14 protein-coding genes are annotated in these 14,776 nt (G+C 61.9%); 8 read left to right on the top strand and 6 right to left on the bottom strand.

The window, feature by feature from the left end:
• Nucleotides 1-8 precede the first annotated feature (8 nt).
• On the bottom strand, nt 9-1,520 hold the full coding sequence (locus CLU93_RS09025; RefSeq protein WP_099760820.1) for a DUF3369 domain-containing protein: 1,512 nt from the start codon (nt 1,518-1,520) through the stop codon (nt 9-11).
• Nucleotides 1,521-1,953: 433 nt separating this feature from the next.
• Here CLU93_RS09025 and CLU93_RS09020 point away from each other — a divergent pair, with 433 nt between their 5' ends.
• The 3 genes from CLU93_RS09020 (at nt 1,954) to CLU93_RS28550 (ending at nt 3,011) form a co-directional block, all read left to right on the top strand.
• Nucleotides 1,954-2,457 (top strand): DUF3016 domain-containing protein, encoded by a 504-nt coding sequence (locus CLU93_RS09020; protein WP_099760819.1) that lies wholly within the window; start codon nt 1,954-1,956, stop codon nt 2,455-2,457.
• 162 nt (nt 2,458-2,619) lie between these two features.
• Nucleotides 2,620-2,916 carry a hypothetical protein gene (locus CLU93_RS09015; RefSeq protein WP_257225149.1) on the top strand — a complete coding sequence of 99 codons (297 nt, stop codon included), beginning with the start codon at nt 2,620-2,622 and terminating at the stop codon, nt 2,914-2,916.
• Nucleotides 2,850-3,011 carry a DUF3016 domain-containing protein gene (locus tag CLU93_RS28550; protein ID WP_257224915.1) on the top strand — a complete coding sequence of 54 codons (162 nt, stop codon included), beginning with the start codon at nt 2,850-2,852 and terminating at the stop codon, nt 3,009-3,011. The genes CLU93_RS09015 and CLU93_RS28550 overlap by 67 nt, the downstream gene beginning before the upstream one ends.
• A gap of 1 nt (nt 3,012) precedes the next feature.
• On the opposite strand, the gene CLU93_RS09010 is transcribed toward CLU93_RS28550, so the two are convergent.
• From CLU93_RS09010 to CLU93_RS09000, 3 genes are all read right to left on the bottom strand, one after another.
• On the bottom strand, nt 3,013-3,798 hold the full coding sequence (locus CLU93_RS09010) for a substrate-binding periplasmic protein (protein WP_099760818.1): 786 nt from the start codon (nt 3,796-3,798) through the stop codon (nt 3,013-3,015).
• 59 nt (nt 3,799-3,857) lie between these two features.
• Nucleotides 3,858-4,301 carry a thioesterase family protein gene (locus tag CLU93_RS09005; RefSeq protein ID WP_099760817.1) on the bottom strand — a complete coding sequence of 148 codons (444 nt, stop codon included), beginning with the start codon at nt 4,299-4,301 and terminating at the stop codon, nt 3,858-3,860.
• Between the two features lie 146 nt (nt 4,302-4,447).
• The gene (locus CLU93_RS09000; RefSeq protein WP_099760816.1) at nt 4,448-5,896 is read right to left on the bottom strand and encodes a PQQ-dependent sugar dehydrogenase; all 1,449 of its coding nucleotides are present in this window, start codon (nt 5,894-5,896) and stop codon (nt 4,448-4,450) included.
• 207 nt (nt 5,897-6,103) lie between these two features.
• Between CLU93_RS09000 and CLU93_RS08995 the strand changes: the two genes are divergently transcribed.
• Nucleotides 6,104-7,210, top strand: a complete 1,107-nt coding sequence (locus tag CLU93_RS08995) for an S-(hydroxymethyl)glutathione dehydrogenase/class III alcohol dehydrogenase (RefSeq protein WP_099760815.1) — start codon at nt 6,104-6,106, stop codon at nt 7,208-7,210.
• Between the two features lie 116 nt (nt 7,211-7,326).
• A complete protein-coding gene (locus CLU93_RS08990; RefSeq protein ID WP_099760814.1) occupies nt 7,327-7,560 on the top strand; it encodes a hypothetical protein in 234 nt (77 codons plus the stop codon).
• A 12-nt stretch (nt 7,561-7,572) separates the two neighbouring features.
• Here CLU93_RS08990 and CLU93_RS08985 read toward each other — a convergent pair whose 3' ends face one another.
• Nucleotides 7,573-8,577, bottom strand: coding sequence for a GlxA family transcriptional regulator (locus tag CLU93_RS08985; protein ID WP_099760813.1), 1,005 nt, complete (start codon nt 8,575-8,577; stop codon nt 7,573-7,575).
• A 115-nt stretch (nt 8,578-8,692) separates the two neighbouring features.
• Between CLU93_RS08985 and CLU93_RS08980 the strand changes: the two genes are divergently transcribed.
• The 3 genes from CLU93_RS08980 (at nt 8,693) to CLU93_RS08970 (ending at nt 12,965) form a co-directional block, all read left to right on the top strand.
• Nucleotides 8,693-11,629 (top strand): polymer-forming cytoskeletal protein, encoded by a 2,937-nt coding sequence (locus tag CLU93_RS08980; protein ID WP_099760812.1) that lies wholly within the window; start codon nt 8,693-8,695, stop codon nt 11,627-11,629.
• A gap of 91 nt (nt 11,630-11,720) precedes the next feature.
• Nucleotides 11,721-12,419 (top strand): dienelactone hydrolase family protein, encoded by a 699-nt coding sequence (locus CLU93_RS08975; protein ID WP_099760811.1) that lies wholly within the window; start codon nt 11,721-11,723, stop codon nt 12,417-12,419.
• A 129-nt stretch (nt 12,420-12,548) separates the two neighbouring features.
• Entirely contained in the window at nt 12,549-12,965 is a 417-nt protein-coding gene (locus tag CLU93_RS08970; RefSeq protein WP_071079630.1) for an SRPBCC family protein, read from the top strand.
• A 118-nt stretch (nt 12,966-13,083) separates the two neighbouring features.
• Here CLU93_RS08970 and CLU93_RS08965 read toward each other — a convergent pair whose 3' ends face one another.
• Complete coding sequence (locus CLU93_RS08965; protein WP_099760810.1) at nt 13,084-14,700, bottom strand: M28 family peptidase; 1,617 nt, start codon at nt 14,698-14,700, stop codon at nt 13,084-13,086.
• Nucleotides 14,701-14,776 lie beyond the last annotated feature (76 nt).

Genomic DNA, 14,776 nt, shown 5'->3' with positions numbered 1-14,776 from the left:
TACGCATGCTAATCCGGGAAACGCTGATTCAACGCCAGCGCTGCATCGAGGTTCGCAATCAGCAACTCCACATACTGCGGATCGAGGTGGCTGCCGCTCACTTCGCGCAGGTAGCTCACTACCCGCTCCAGGGGCCAGGCGTCCTTGTAGCAGCGCTTGTGCATCAGGGCGTCGAAGACGTCGGCGACGGCGGCGATGCGCGCGTATTTGTGGATGTTTTCACCGACCAGACCTTGCGGGTAGCCGCTGCCGTCGTATTTTTCATGGTGCTGGTGGGCGATCACGGCGGCTGCTTTCAAGAGCGGGCGCTGCGAACCGTCGAGGATGGACATGCCCACCGTCGGATGCTGCTTCATGATTTCCCATTCGGCCGCGTCGAGCTTGCCCGGTTTCAGCAGCACCGCGTCGGGTGTGGAAATCTTGCCGATGTCATGCATGGGCGCCGCGTGGCGCAGCACCATGGTTTCCTCTTCCGACATGCCAGAGGCTTGCGCCAGCAGCTGGCACACTTCGGCCATGCGGCGCACGTGGTTGCCGCCTTCGTGCGAGCGCGATTCGACCACGTCGCCCAGGCGCAGGATCAGTTCGGCCTGGGTATCGGTGATTTCCTGCGTCAGCAGGATGTTGTCGAAGGCAATCGCCACGCCCGAGCAGAACACTTCCAGCAATTGCGCGTCGAGGTCGGAAATTTCTTCCACGCCCTTCAAGACCAGCAAGGACGCCTTGCCGCTGCTGTTGGGAAAATAGCCGACATAGGTGTCGCCGTGCAGGCGCGAGATCTTGTTGCTCTTGGCGTCGTCCAGTTGTGACAGCAGGGAAGGGCTGAGGATGCCGTCATCGGCTTCATGGTCGCCGATCTGCGCGAGGATTTCATAGTCCTGCTCGCCCGAGATGGCGCTGGCGCCGCGCAGGCGCAGCAGCATGCTCGTTTCCAGGCGCAGCAGGGCGACGACTTGCTGCAGCAGGCCGCTGGCGAAGTCGCGCAGGTTGCGCTGCTTGAAGATATGCGCCGAGGCGGCGATGACTCTTTCCAGGCCTTCGCGGTAGTGCAGCTGGCTCAGCCGTGCTTCCTCGACCTTCATGATGTCGCGGTAGGCGCGCAGGGCGGCAAAGGTGGTGGTGAACAGCTTGGTGCGGTCCAGTTCCGTCTTTTCCTTGTAGTCGTTGATGTCGTAGTTGACGATCACCCGCTCCTCCGGCGCCTGTCCCGGCTGCCCGGTGCGCAGCACGATGCGCGTAAACTGGTTGCCCAGGTCTTCGCGCATCCAGCGCGCCACTTCCAGGCCGCTGTCTTCGCGTTCCATCACCACGTCCAGGAAGACCAGCGCGATGCCTTCTTCGCGCGCCAGCACCTGCTTGGCTTCGGCGCCGCTGTAGGCGTGCACGAAGCTCAGGGCACGGCCTTCCAGGCGGAAACGGCTCAGCGTCAGTTTGGTGATGTCGTGGATGTCGGGTTCATCATCGACGAGCAGGACTTTCCAGGGGGGTAACTTGGGCGATGCTGAAGACAAAAATGACATGAGGGCGAGTTCCGCTAAAAGGCATAACTGACGCAATGTTGAGACGCCTGCGCCAGGAATTCCTGTGCGCCATTACCGGCGTTGCGCATTTTTCGGGCGCATTTTGTCGATTGTAGACTGACAGCTAAATATTAACAATATGCAAGAAAAATTGACTAACAACATGCAACACACGTGCTAAAAAAACACTTTAAATACAGGCTGCTGACACTATCTATGCTTTATCGCTTAGGCAACTATATTTTCAAGACAATACTTTGTTTTAATTAATATTGCCAATGAATCTGCAAAAAAAACGGCGTCTCGCCTTTCTGGCGCGAAATCAGAAAAGTAACAAGGTATGAATTGCGCGTCAGAATGGGCCGTAGCGCGCTATATTGAACAGGTATAAGAAGTGGCAGCATGCCACACACATTTCCTGAAAGGGTACATCATGCAAAAGCAAACGACGCGCGCCCTGGTCGCCGGCCTGGCCTTGCTGGCCAGCAGCGCGGCCTGGGCCGGAACGGAAGTGCAGTTCAGCAAACCGGATCAATACACGGATGTCGCGTTCAACCCGCAGGAACGCGATGAGGTATTGAAGGAACTGAGCCGGCATTTCGAGAAACTGGGCGCATCGCTGCCGCCCGGGCAGACCTTGAAAATCGACGTCACGGATGTGGACCTGGCGGGACGTGAAAATCCTTCCCTGCGTGCGGGGCAGGATATCCGCGTCATGAATGGCCAGGTCGACTGGCCGCGCATGCGCCTGCACTATGTGCTGGAGCAGGATGGCAAGGTGATTCGCAGTGGCGATGCCGCCCTGTCCGACATGTCGTACCTGAACCGCATCAATCACTATTTCAGCAATGAAAAGTTGCGCTATGAAAAGTTGATGATCGATGACTGGTATGCCGATACTTTTGGCATCAAGGTGAAGCGCCAGGCGCGCAAGTAAGAGAGGGGGGGGGCAGCCCGTCAGGCGGCATGCCGCTGCGCGTGCCGCCGCGCGAAACGTATTGCGCCACGGAAATTTTCACTTCAGGCTATAGTCAAACGGGGCAGGCAGATGCGGCATGGCGGCATCTGCCTGCCCGTGACTTTTCTGAAAGGAATGCACATGCGTATTTCCACGATGGCGAAAACATGGCTGGCCGCATTGGCGCTGGCCGCCGGCAGCAGCGCCTGGGCGGGCGTGCAGGTGACGTTCGACAAACCCGATGACTATTCCGATGTTCCGTTCAGCTCGCGCGACCGGGAACAGGTGCTGGCGGGCCTGGGGAATCACTTCACCTGGCGCTCGAGCAGCATGGCAAAGTCATTGCCAGCGGCAACGCTTATCTGTCGGACATGTCCTATTTTCAGCATATCAATCGTTATTCCCGCAACGATGCCTTGCGCTATGAAAAGCGCATGATCGACGACTGGTTCAAGAATACCTTCGGCGTCAAGCTCCAGGGCCGCAGCAGTCCCGTCATGAGCTTGCAGCCGCGCGAAGTGCAGCGCCGGTAATTCAGCGCAGGTAAGCCTCTTCGATGCGTGCCTGCTGGCCGCTCTGCCGCATGGCAAGCAAGGCCGCATTCATCTTCTCGATGAAATCGGCCTTGTAGACGGGCGTATTGCGTGCGCTGTAGGCGATATACGTGGCTTCGGACGACAGTTCCAGCACTTCGTGCAATTGAAAGCCGTAGCTGCTTAGTTCTCCTTGCAGCTGGCGTGCCGTGTGGCGGGCCGCGCCGCGGTCGCTGGCGTAGCAATCGATGCGCCGCAGGGCCAGTTTCTTCAGATTGGCATCGTTGCCCTTGGCCGCTGCCAGATGCAGCAATCCCTGGCGGGCCGGCGCCATCAATTTTTCCGACAGCAAAAAACCCGTGTTGACGCCGATGGTCAGGCCGGCGAAGTCGGTCGGGAAGTGCGTGCGCGGCTTGCGCATGACGGCGTCATGGCAAAACAGCACCACCGATTCGCGGTACAGCATGGCCGAATACGGTTGCACGTACGGCCGCTCTGTCTTGCGCCCGGGCGGGAACAGACCGAATACCTGGCCTTTTTCCAGCGCGGCGAGTCCCCGTTTCCAGGGGCGCGGCTGCAGGTCCAGCCGATACTCCGGCATGCTTGTGGCGGCTGCGCGCAGCATATCGACGTACATGCCCTTGAAGACGCCGTTTTCCACATAGCTGTACGGCGCATAGTCGTCGTCGCCATACAGGATGACGGTTTGCGGCGCGGCCAGGGCGCTTTGCCACACGCCCGACAACGCCAGGGCCAGGCACAGTCTTGCCGTTATCGCTGCTTGCATGTCGCTCCAGTTTCAATGTCTTCCTGGCAAGCATACAGCACGGTGGCAAGGCGCTGCCGTTAATCGATCCAGTTCACCTGCGGGAACTTGCTGCCGAACTCTTCCGCCATGGGCACGACCTGGCTGCGTTTGTAGTTGAAAAACACAAAGCCGGACTTGGCCATCGCGATCAGGGTGTTGTCGCGCGGACGCGTGATGCGGAAGGTGATGTCGCCGCCATATTTATTGAAATCCATGACGCCCACTTCGAACAGCAACTGGTCGCGCGCATGAGCTTCGGCACGGTAGGTGGTGGCCAGGTCGGTGACGATGATGCCGGTGCCATCCGCTTCAATGTCGCGCACGCCGAATTCAAACAGGAAGCGGGCGCGCGCCTCGGAAATCATGGAAATCATGGAATCGTTGCCGAGATGGTTGCCGGCATTGATGTCCGTGGTGCGTACCGTCAGTTGCGAGGAATAGCAGTACTGGTCTTCGGGAAATTCAAGTTTCAAACGGGCCATGGTGTTCTCTTGGGCTGGTGCGCGGGGCGCGACGGGAAAAACCCATTCTAGCCGGTTCCCCGTGCCCCGTCGAAAAACGCCCTCTGCCGCGTGCGCCACCATGTCCGTCTGCACACGCTTATTTGCGTGCGCTTATTTATGTACGTTTATTTACGGACGATCTGGTACACCTTGCCAGTGCCGCTCAGCATGTATAGCTCGTTTTGCGCATCCTGGCCAAACGACAGGATATTGCCCACATTGGTGATGCCCCAGTCCGTCACGGCGGAGGCCATGCCATTACTGTAGCTGAAGCTTTTCAGCCAGCCGCTGCAGTAGTCCGAATACAGGTACTGCCCCGCCAGTTCCGGCAGGGCCGTGCCCCGATACACATAGCCGCCCGTGATGGAGCAGCCGTTGGCCGTATCGTTGCTGTACGTGATGGCGGGCAGGACCAGCCCCGCCTGGTTGCAACTGGCGCTGTTGTAGCAATGCAATCCTTCCATGATGTTCCAGCCATAGTTGTTGCCAGCCTGGCCCACGGGACGCACATCGACCTCTTCCCAATTGGCCTGGCCCACGTCGGCGATATACAGCAGTTGGGCCGGCACGTCGAAGGCGTAGCGCCACGGGTTGCGCAAGCCATACGCCCAGATTTCGGCGCGCCCGCCCGCCGTGGCAAAGGGGTTGCCGGGTGGAATGGCGTATGGCTGGGCTACCCTGCTGGCGTTGACGTCCAGGCGCAGCAGTTTTCCGAGCAGCACATTTGTGTTTTGCGCATTGCCGGCCGGGTCGCCCGCGCTGCCGCCGTCGCCCGTGCCTGCGGTCAGATAGCCATCCGGGCCAAAGCTGAGCAAGCCGCCATAATGGTTGCTGAACGTGGGGTGGGGTATCGTGAGGATGGTCAGCGCCGACAGGGGATCGGCCACGTTGGCGTTGCCCGCCGACACTTGCCGCCGCTCGATGACGATGTCGCCGGCCAGGTTGGTGTAATAGATAAAGAAATAGCCGTTGCTGGCGTACTGCGGATGGAAGGCCAGCGACAGCAAGCCCCGCTCGCCGCTGGTGGTGGTGAGCTGGCTGATATCGAGGAAGGGCGTGGTCAGCAGGTTGCCGTTCTGCAGCACGCGGATGCGGCCGGGCCGTTCGAGAATGAAGAGGCGGCTGTCGCCGGGCGGCGCCGTGAGGAAGATGGGCGCGTCCAGTCCGCTGGCCACCTCTTGCAGGGCCAGTGCCAGCGGTGCCGTGGCCGCATAGCTGACGCCGGCGCTGGCCGTCGCCCCCGCAATGACTTGCACCTGCTGTGTGACGGGCGTGGGCGCCAGCGTTTGCGTGCCTTGCGCCACGCTGGCGGCGCTGAGCGTGTAGGCGCCGGGTGCCAGGTTCGTCAAGGTGGTGCTGGCCGTCAGCGTCTTGCTGTAGGACGCAGGCCCTGTGAGCGTGACAGCGCCCGCTACGCCGGCCGGCAAGCCGCCGATGCTGATTGTCAGGTCACCCGTGGTGGCGCCGGGCGGGTGGTGATCGTGGCCGCCGCCACAGGCAGCCAGCAGGGCCAGGCAGCATACCAGCAGCAGGGCCAGCCAGGAGCCGGGGAGGCGGGAAAGGAAATGGCGCATGTCAGTCTCCTGCGGGAATGACGCAACGACTGCTCAAAGGATGTGCCAAGAATGCGCGTCTTTGTGTTGGGAAGTTTGAGCTGGCGCAAACGTGCGGCGGCAGCGGACAAATGCGCCGCGTTTTCAGACAAGCGCGGGGCCCCTTGCCCCGCCACGTCCGCCAGCGCCCGATAATGGCGCATCTGAAACCGAGCAGGAAACCATCCCATGAAAACCAAAGCCGCGATTGCCTGGAAGGCGGGCGCCCCGTTGACCATCGAAGAAGTCGACCTGGCCGGCCCGCGCGCCGGCGAAGTGCTGGTCGAGCTGAAAGCCACGGGCATTTGCCATACCGATTACTACACCTTGTCGGGCGCCGATCCGGAAGGCATCTTCCCCGCCATCCTCGGCCATGAAGGCGCCGGCGTCGTCGTCGACGTGGGCCCGGGCGTGACGACCCTGAAAAAGGATGACCACGTCATTCCCCTGTACACGCCGGAATGCCGCCAGTGCAAGTTCTGCCTGTCGCAAAAGACGAATTTGTGCCAGGCCATCCGCTCCACGCAGGGCCGTGGCCTGATGCCGGACGCCACCAGCCGCTTTTCGCTGAATGGCCAGCCGCTGTTCCACTACATGGGTACCTCCACTTTTTCGAACTATATCGTCGTGCCGGAAATCGCTCTCGCCAAGATCCGCGAAGACGCGCCGTTCGACAAGGTGTGCTACATCGGTTGCGGCGTGACGACGGGCGTGGGCGCCGTCTTGTTCTCCGCCAAGGTAGAGGCGGGCGCCAACGTGGCCGTGTTCGGCCTGGGTGGCATCGGCCTGAACGTGATCCAGGCAGCCAAGATGGTCGGCGCCGACAAAATCATCGGCATCGATATCAATCCGGCCCGACAAGCCATCGCGCGCAAGTTCGGTATGACGCATTTTATTAACCCGAATGACGTGGACAACGTCGTCGATGCCATCGTGCAACTGACGGACGGCGGCGCCGATTATTCGTTTGAATGCGTGGGCAACACCAACTTGATGCGCCAGGCGCTCGAGTGTACGCACAAGGGCTGGGGCAAATCGTTCATCATCGGCGTGGCGGCAGCCGGCCAGGAAATTTCCACGCGGCCATTCCAGCTGGTGACGGGGCGCGAATGGCGCGGTTCGGCCTTCGGCGGCGCGCGCGGGCGCACGGACGTGCCGAAGATCGTCGACTGGTATATGGAAGGCAAGCTCAACATCGACGACCTGATCACGCACCGCTTGCCGCTCGAACGCATCAATGAAGGCTTCGACCTGATGAAGAGCGGCGAGTCGATCCGTTCCGTCGTGTTGTATTAATTTTATCTGACTGTACTCATTGCGCCACACTTGACGGACGGGGCAGGGCGACAGGCTGTACTTCGCCGCCTGCGCCTGCTAGTGTGAAGACATCCGCCTTGCTTTGGGAGCCGCTCATGTTTGCCACTGCCTACCTCGCCACGTTGCGCCGCATGTTGCCCGTCTTCTTCGGCGCGGCCCTGTCCTCCCTGCTGGCCTTGTGGTGGGGCAATGCCGCCATCCTCGCCACGCCCGCCATCTGGCTGGCGCTGCTGGCCACCTATCTGCTGTGCGCGCTGATGTTTACGCCGCTGGCCTGGCACCGCCAGCAGTTGGCCACGCGCCACGTGCGCAGCAACAAGTCGCGCTGATATCCCCTGCGCCTAGCGCGCCGTGCTGGAAAAGCGTTCGCGATAGTCGCGCGGCGTGATGGCGAGTTTCTTTTGAAACAGGCGGCGCAGCCTGTCTTCGCTGTGCAAGCCCGCCTGCACGGCCACCTGTTTTAAGGACGATACATTGTCTTCCAGCAAGCGACGGGCCACTTCAAAGCGCGCCGTCTCGATGAATTCCGTAGGGCTGCTGCCCGTTTCGCGCTGGAATACGCGCGTAAAATTGCGCTCGCTCATGGCCAGCCTGGCCGCCAGCAGCGGTATGCCGAGCTCTTCGCCCAAGTGTTCCATGATCCAGCCCTGCAACTGGCGGATGGTCGGATGCGTGGTCATCTGGCTCGACAGGTGCACGGAAAACTGCGACTGGCCACCGGGCCGCTTCAGGTACACCACCAGGTCGCGCGCCACTTCCAGCGCGATATCGCGGCTGAAATCGTCTTCCACCAGCGCCAGCGCCAGGTCGATGCCGGCCGTCACGCCGGCCGACGTCCAGAATTTTCCTTCCCGCACGAAAATCGCATCGGCATTGACCTGTATCAATGGATAGCGCTGGCGCAGGCTGTCCACGGCGCTCCAGTGCGTGGCGGCACTCTTGCCGTCGAGCACGCCGGCTTCGGCCAGGAAGAAGCAGCCCGTGCACAGCGCCGCCAGCGTGTCGATGCGCGGCGCCGCCTCGGCCACCCAGGCGGCGAGGGCGGGAATATCCTGCAAGACTTGCTCGACGTGGTGGCAGCCGACGATGACGGCCAGGTCGGGCAAGCGGTTCACATCGAGCGCCTTGCTGGCGTGCAGCGACATCAGCGTGTCGGACTCGACGGGCCCGATGGCCGTCGACACGATGCGCACGTCGTAGCCGCCGGGCAGATGGCGCAGGCGCAAATGGGTGTTGGCGTAATCAAACACTTTCATGGCGCCGATGGCTTCGAGCGCCTTGAAGCCGGGGTAGACGATGATGTCGACAGTACGCAGGGGAAATTCCTTGGGGCTTTGCTTGATCATGCGAAGTACGTGTGGGTGGAAAATACTGCCATAATGCAACAACAGCGAGGGCATAGATTAGCATGGAATACCCCACGCGCCCGCTGTCTTCCCATTCATCAGATTCCTGGATATCGTGCGCTTATTTCCCTTTTTTGCCACCCTGACACTGTTGCTATGCTCAACTTTTGCCCAGGCGGCCACGCTCAATTTCAACGGCGGCGCCGTCAGCGGCTGCAGCCTGAGCCCGGATGGCTTGCAATACACATGCGGCTCGCTGGCGTTGGGTTCCACCGACGTCATCGTCATCGGCAGCGCGTATGGGGTGACGGTCAACGGTTCCCTGGCGATGAGCTATAACCAGGGCTTGACGATGAGCGGCAACGCCGCCCTGACGGTGAAGGGCAATCTCGACATCAAGGACATCAATCCGTCGAATCTGAAGGTGACGGGAGGAAACCTGACCGCCCTGGGCGGCACTTTCCTCATGGGCGCGCAGGAACAGACCGTCACGGCGAATATTTCCGCCACCACCATCAAGATGGGCTCGAACAACGTCAAGGTGACGGGCAAGATCAGCGCCAAGGGCCCGGTGGAAATCGCTTCGGGCTCGGTCATCAACGGTCCGATCAGCGGCACCATCGTCAATATCCTGGCCGCCAGTACCCGCATCCAGGGCGATATCACGGCGACCACCTCGCTGACCATCGGTTCCGGCAGCCAGGTGACGGGTAACCTGAAATCGCCGACGATCGACCTGAAGGCATCCGGCCTGCTCGTCACCGGCGACGTGGAGGCGAGCAATTCCTTGTCGATCGCTTCCGGCAATGGCATCAAGGGCAATGTGGACGCAGGGGAAGTGACCCTCGACTCGTCCAACGCCTATATCACGGGTAACGCCAAGGTTGACCACATCACTCTGGGCTGGCAGGGCCGGGTGCAGCAAACCATCACCTGCAAGGCCTATACGCCATCGAATCCGTGCAGCTGCGTGACGAACAACAGCGGCTGGGCCTTCAATGAACCGATGGGGCCGAAGTGCGGTCCGGGTACGCAGGCGGCGCCCCACCATTTCCAGATCGACCACCCAGGCACGGCCCTGACGTGCGCGCCGCAAACGGTAACGGTGACGGCCTGCGCGGATGCCGCCTGCAGCGCCAAATACACGGGCGGCGTGGATGTCACCGTCAGCCCCGGCGGCACGTTGACGCCGATCGGCAGCAGCGGGGTGGCGACGGCCAGCGTGCGCCAGTACACGGTCGGCACGGCCACCCTGAACCTGACCAGCGTGCCCGGCGCCACGGACGCGCTGGTGTGCAAGCGCAGCTCGGACAATAGCAATAGCTGCGACATGGCGTTCGCGGCGACGGGCTTGATGCTCACGCCCACCAACCATATCTCGGGCACGCAGCCGTCGTTTGACATCAGCGCCGTGCAGGCCAGCGGAGACCAGCAAGCTTGCGTGCCCCTGTTTGCGAATAAAAACAAGGACTTGACGCTCGCTTGCGGCTACAGCAATCCCGCCAGCGGCACTTTGCCCGTCTTCATCAAAGGCACGGGTGGTTTCATCGCCCTGGCGGCGAATAACAGCAGTGCTTGCAGTGCCCTGGGGAAGACTGTCAACCTGGCGTTCAACGGCCAGGGCGTCGCCACGGCCGTCATGTCTTACGCGGATGTGGGAAAGGTGAATTTGAAAGCGACCTATACGGGGTCAAGCGCCAGCGGCGACACTGGCTTGAGCATGACGGGCAACGCCGATGTCATCGTCGTGCCGGACGCGTTCAGCGTCGTTGCCATCGCCAACCCCCAGCGCGCAGGCGCGCCAGTGACGGTCAGCATGAGCGCGCTCAATAGCGCGGGCGCCGTGACGCCGAACTTCGGCAATGAAAAGCCGTCAGAAACGGCGCTGCCTACGCTGGCCAGCCTGGTAAAGCCGACGACGATCGAGATTAGCAATCCAGCCAAGCCGGACATTCAGGGTGGCGTGGTTTTCAAGAATGGCAGCGTTGCCAGCAGCGACATGAACTGGCCGGAAGTGGGAACCATCACCATCGCCTTCAAATTGGCCAATCCCAAGGGCTACCTGGAGGCCAACACTGCCGTGCCAACCTTGCCCAAGCCCTCACGCGTGAGCGAGGAGGTGCAGTTCATCCCGCACCACTTCATCACGGAGTTGATCAAAAAGGACGACAGTGACGAGCCGGCCGCTGGCAACGGCATCGCCACGCCGTGCGCCGCCCCGCTCACCTGCGCCAACGATGGCGAGAAAGGCCGCTACGCCTACTCGGGGCAGGCGATAGGCGTGCGCGTGACGGCGCGCGCCCTGGGGGGAGCGACGACGGCCAATTATGACGAGCGCAATCCGAGTGCCATGGCGCCCGTGTTGCTCGAAGGCCTGGATGCGGCCACGGGCACGATTTCTTTTCCACCGAGCACCCCTGATGGCAGCAGCCGCCTCACCGATGGCAGCAAGGCGCAAACCACCGTCACGGGCGTGGCGCCCGCGAAATTCACCCTGGGCATCGCCCGAACCATGGTCGCCTACCGTTTTCCGGGCAAGGCAGGCGTGCCGGTGACGGTGGCGCCCACCGACGTGCTGCTGCGCGCCAGCAGCACGTATCCCGGCGTCGCCGTCGTCAGCTCAAGTTCGGCATTGATACAGAACGAGGCAAGGATGACCGTGCTGTCGGGGCAATGGCAGGTAGCCCACGGCTATGGCTCCGAGTTGCTGCCCGTCCGGCTGGCCGTGCAAGTGCAGTACTGGAATGGCACGAAATGGATCACGAACCTGCTCGACAGTATCAGTGCGTTCAACAAGTCGCAGGTGGTGTTTGTCAATTGCAAGAAAACGCTGGACTGCAGCAAGCTGGCCGCTGATGACCTGGCCTATGCCGTCGTGCAAGGCGCGTTGCCGCAGGCCAATCGCCTGACGCTGCTGGCGCCCGGCGCCGGCAAGGCCGGCAGAGTGGACGTTTCCGTTGGTAACCATCCTTACCTGGCCAGCACGGTGGGCGTTGTTGTCTTCGGCATCCTCAGATCGGGCCCCGTGATTTATCTGCGCGAGATGTATTGAGCCTGGGCAAAGGGGGGGCGGACGCAGGCGGCGTGAAAAACCAGTAACATGCCTGGCTGTGGCATTCCCCCAACCTCAGACTGGAGTTTCTATGAGCACAACATCGCAGTGGATCGATATCGCCGGCCCGGACGGCAGCTTCCAGGCTTACCTGGCCGTGCCGCATATCGGCAAAGGCCCCGCCATCATCCTGTTGCAGGAAATTTTCGGCGTCAACGAGCACATCCGTGCCGTGGCCGACCAGTACGCGGCCGATGGCTACGTGGTGCTGGTGCCCGACCTGTTCTGGCGCGCGGGCGCGCACATCGAGCTGGGCTATGACGAAGCAGGCTGGAAGCGCGCCGTGGAGCTGATGCAGGCCACCGATAATCCGCATGCCGACGCTGATATCGCCGCCACCGTCGCCGCCCTGCGCGCGCGGCCTGAAGTCGAAGGCAAGCTCGCTTCCATCGGTTACTGCTTCGGCGGCCGCCTGTCATTCCAGACGGCAGCGGCCGGCCTGGTCGATGCCGCCATCGCCTATTACGGCGGCGGCATCCAGAACAAACTGGACCTGGCCGAGCATATCCAGGTGCCGTTGCTGATGCATTTCGGCGGCCAGGACAGCCATATTTCGCCGCAAGCCGTGCAAACCATCGCCGAGCGCTTCGAAGACCGGCAAGACGTGGAAATCCATATCTATCCGGGCGCCGAACACGGCTTCAATTGCACCCACCGCGACAGCTACCAGCAGCGCGCCGCCGCCCAGGCACATGGCAATTCCTTGATTTTCCTGTCGGAAAATCTGTAAGCAGGAGCGCCGCCAGCGCTGTCGACTCGGCAGTAAAGCCGCATGGGCGCTAAAATAGCGGCTGTGCCGGGCATCTCCGGCCGGCCGGGCGCAGCGCCCGGCAAACCTGGATGAGGAACCGAATCAAAGATGGCCCAAGTAATTGTTTCTGTAACATTGGCGGCAAGCGCCGAACGAGTGTGGGATTTTATCGGCGGCTTCCAGTCGCTGGCTGAATGGTCGAGCTCCATCAAGACCAGCCTGCCTGAGCACGGCGGCCGCGTGCGGCGCCTGAAAACCACGGACGGCGCCATCATCGCCGAACGCCTGCAAAGCTACAGCGAAGCGGACAAGAGCTACAGCTACACCATCGTCTCGGGGCCGATCCCCGTCAAGAACTACCGTTCCACCCTGCGCGTCACGGGCGAACCGGGCGGCGCTTCCTGCGTGGCCGAATGGTCGGGCGAGTTCGACGCGGCCGAAGGCGTGGAAGAGGTCATGGTGGGCGCGTTTCAACATTTGTATGAGACGGCGTTCGTCGACCTGAAACGCATTATGGCTATTTGAATCAACCAGTGTAGGTCGGATTAGCGGCTACGCCGCGTCATCCGACACCACCACCGGCGCTAACAATGTTGTCGGATTACGCGGGGCGATGCCCCGCTAATCCGACCTACGCTAGACGTTAACGCTTCACTTTTCCAAACGCCTCGCCCTTGTTCCAAGTAGGCAAGTTCTTGTCGTTCGCCACTTCATAGCCGAGGTTCAGGGTGAACTGCGCCTGCTGCAGCATGCCCGACAAGTCCCACGACGGGTGGTACTCATCGGTGACCTGGTGGTAATCCTTTTTAAACGCCACCAGGCGCTCGCCTGAGGCTTTGGGTTCCTTGACGAAATCGAAGGAGCCGTCGCCGGAGAATACGGCCGAGCCCACGTTGAAGGCGGGCACGCCGGCCTTGGCAAACGCGAAATGGTCGGCCCGGTAAAACGCGCCGGACAGGTCGGGGATGGTCGGCGCCAGGCGCAGGCCCATGCGTTTGGCCACCTTGGCGGCGCTGGCGTACAGGCTGCTGCGCTCGGCGCCGGCCACGCCGATGTCGTGCGTCTTGCCGACGAAGTTCATGCTGTCGAGGTTCAGGTCGGCGGCCGTTTTCGCCAGCGGCCACAGGGGAGCGCGCGTATAGGCCGTGCTGCCCAGCATGCCCGTTTCCTCGCCAGCCGGCCACAGGAAGATCTGCGTGCGGCGCGCCGGTTGTTTCACGGCCACTTGCGCCATGGCCAGCAGGGCCGCCGCGCCCGAGGCATTGTCGATGGCACCGTTGTAGATGTGGTCACTCTGGCCGCTGCGGCTGTGGCCTTCGTCATCCTTGCCCAGGTGGTCCCAGTGCGCCGAATAGATCACGGCTTCGTCCTTCAATTTCGGGTCCGTGCCCGGCACGATGCCGGCCACGTTGAATTGCTCGATGCTGCGGACCTGACTGTCGAGTTGAACCCTGACCGTGGCATCCAGGGGCACGGGGCGGAACGCGCGCGTTTCCGCCTGTGCGCGCAAGGCGTCCAGGTCTTGCCCGGCTTGCTGGAACAGGGCGCGCGCCATGTCTTCCTGCAGCCAGCCTTCCATCGCATTGCCCGCGCCGGCCAGGTTGAAGCGTTCGTGGCCGAAGCCGTTGGCGGGCACCGACCACGGATATGAGGCGGACGCCGTCGTGTGGATCAGCAAGACCCCGGCGGCGCCCTGGCGCAGCGCTTCCTCGTACTTGTAGACCCAGCGGCCGTAATACGTGAGGGACTTGCCGGCAAAACGGTTTGCTTCGGCAACGGTCGGCTGCGGGTCGTTGACCATCAGGATGAGCAATTTGCCTTTTACATCAACACCCTTGAAATCGTCCCAGTTTTCTTCCGGGGCGCGGATACCGTAGCCGGCAAACACGACGGGCGCGTCGAATGCCACTGTCTGCTGGCCATTCGACGCACCAAAGACGATATCCTTGCCGAAGGCGGGAGACAAGGTCTTGCCGCCCGCGCTGAAGGTCACTGTGCTCGATGGCAAGGCCTTGCTGCCGACGATGGTCAGCGCCTGGCGGTAGCTGCCATCTTTTAATGGCTGCAAGCCGGCCACGGCCGCCTGCGTTTCCAGGTAGCGCACGGCCAGGTCGCCGCCGCGCTGGCCCGTGCCGCGTCCTTCCAGCAAGTCGTCGGCCAGGAAGGACAGATGGGCACGCAGGGGTACTTCGGCAACGAGCGGTTGGGCGAGGGCGGCCGTGCTGAACAGGCTGGCGGCGAGGATGAAGGGAAAACGCATGTCAACTCCAAAAGTGAATACGGGAAAGCAAAACAGCGGCAATCTTACTCTACCGCAATGCTCTGGCGTAGCGCGC

Origin of the sequence: Janthinobacterium sp. 35, from assembly GCF_002754575.1 — a bacterium.
GTDB classification, from domain to species: Bacteria; Pseudomonadota; Gammaproteobacteria; order Burkholderiales; family Burkholderiaceae_D; genus Janthinobacterium; species Janthinobacterium tructae.
Note: the sequence above shows the minus strand (reverse complement) of the source record. Positions and strands in the feature narration are given on the sequence as shown.

Bases quoted from the DNA above. Each gene is read 5' to 3' on its own strand.
- CLU93_RS28550 (WP_257224915.1), top strand. From the start codon at position 2,850: ATGTCCTATTTTCAGCATATCAATCGTTATTCCCGCAACGATGCCTTG.
- CLU93_RS09025 (WP_099760820.1), bottom strand. From the start codon at position 1,520: ATGTCATTTTTGTCTTCAGCATCGCCCAAGTTACCCCCCTGGAAAGTC.
- CLU93_RS08985 (WP_099760813.1), bottom strand. From the start codon at position 8,577: ATGATCAAGCAAAGCCCCAAGGAATTTCCCCTGCGTACTGTCGACATC.
- CLU93_RS09020 (WP_099760819.1), top strand. From the start codon at position 1,954: ATGCAAAAGCAAACGACGCGCGCCCTGGTCGCCGGCCTGGCCTTGCTG.
- CLU93_RS09005 (WP_099760817.1), bottom strand. From the start codon at position 4,301: ATGGCCCGTTTGAAACTTGAATTTCCCGAAGACCAGTACTGCTATTCC.
- CLU93_RS08995 (WP_099760815.1), top strand. From the start codon at position 6,104: ATGAAAACCAAAGCCGCGATTGCCTGGAAGGCGGGCGCCCCGTTGACC.
- CLU93_RS08970 (WP_071079630.1), top strand. From the start codon at position 12,549: ATGGCCCAAGTAATTGTTTCTGTAACATTGGCGGCAAGCGCCGAACGA.
- CLU93_RS08965 (WP_099760810.1), bottom strand. From the start codon at position 14,700: ATGCGTTTTCCCTTCATCCTCGCCGCCAGCCTGTTCAGCACGGCCGCC.
- CLU93_RS08990 (WP_099760814.1), top strand. From the start codon at position 7,327: ATGTTTGCCACTGCCTACCTCGCCACGTTGCGCCGCATGTTGCCCGTC.
- CLU93_RS09000 (WP_099760816.1), bottom strand. From the start codon at position 5,896: ATGCGCCATTTCCTTTCCCGCCTCCCCGGCTCCTGGCTGGCCCTGCTG.
- CLU93_RS09010 (WP_099760818.1), bottom strand. From the start codon at position 3,798: ATGCAAGCAGCGATAACGGCAAGACTGTGCCTGGCCCTGGCGTTGTCG.
- CLU93_RS09015 (WP_257225149.1), top strand. From the start codon at position 2,620: ATGCGTATTTCCACGATGGCGAAAACATGGCTGGCCGCATTGGCGCTG.
- CLU93_RS08975 (WP_099760811.1), top strand. From the start codon at position 11,721: ATGAGCACAACATCGCAGTGGATCGATATCGCCGGCCCGGACGGCAGC.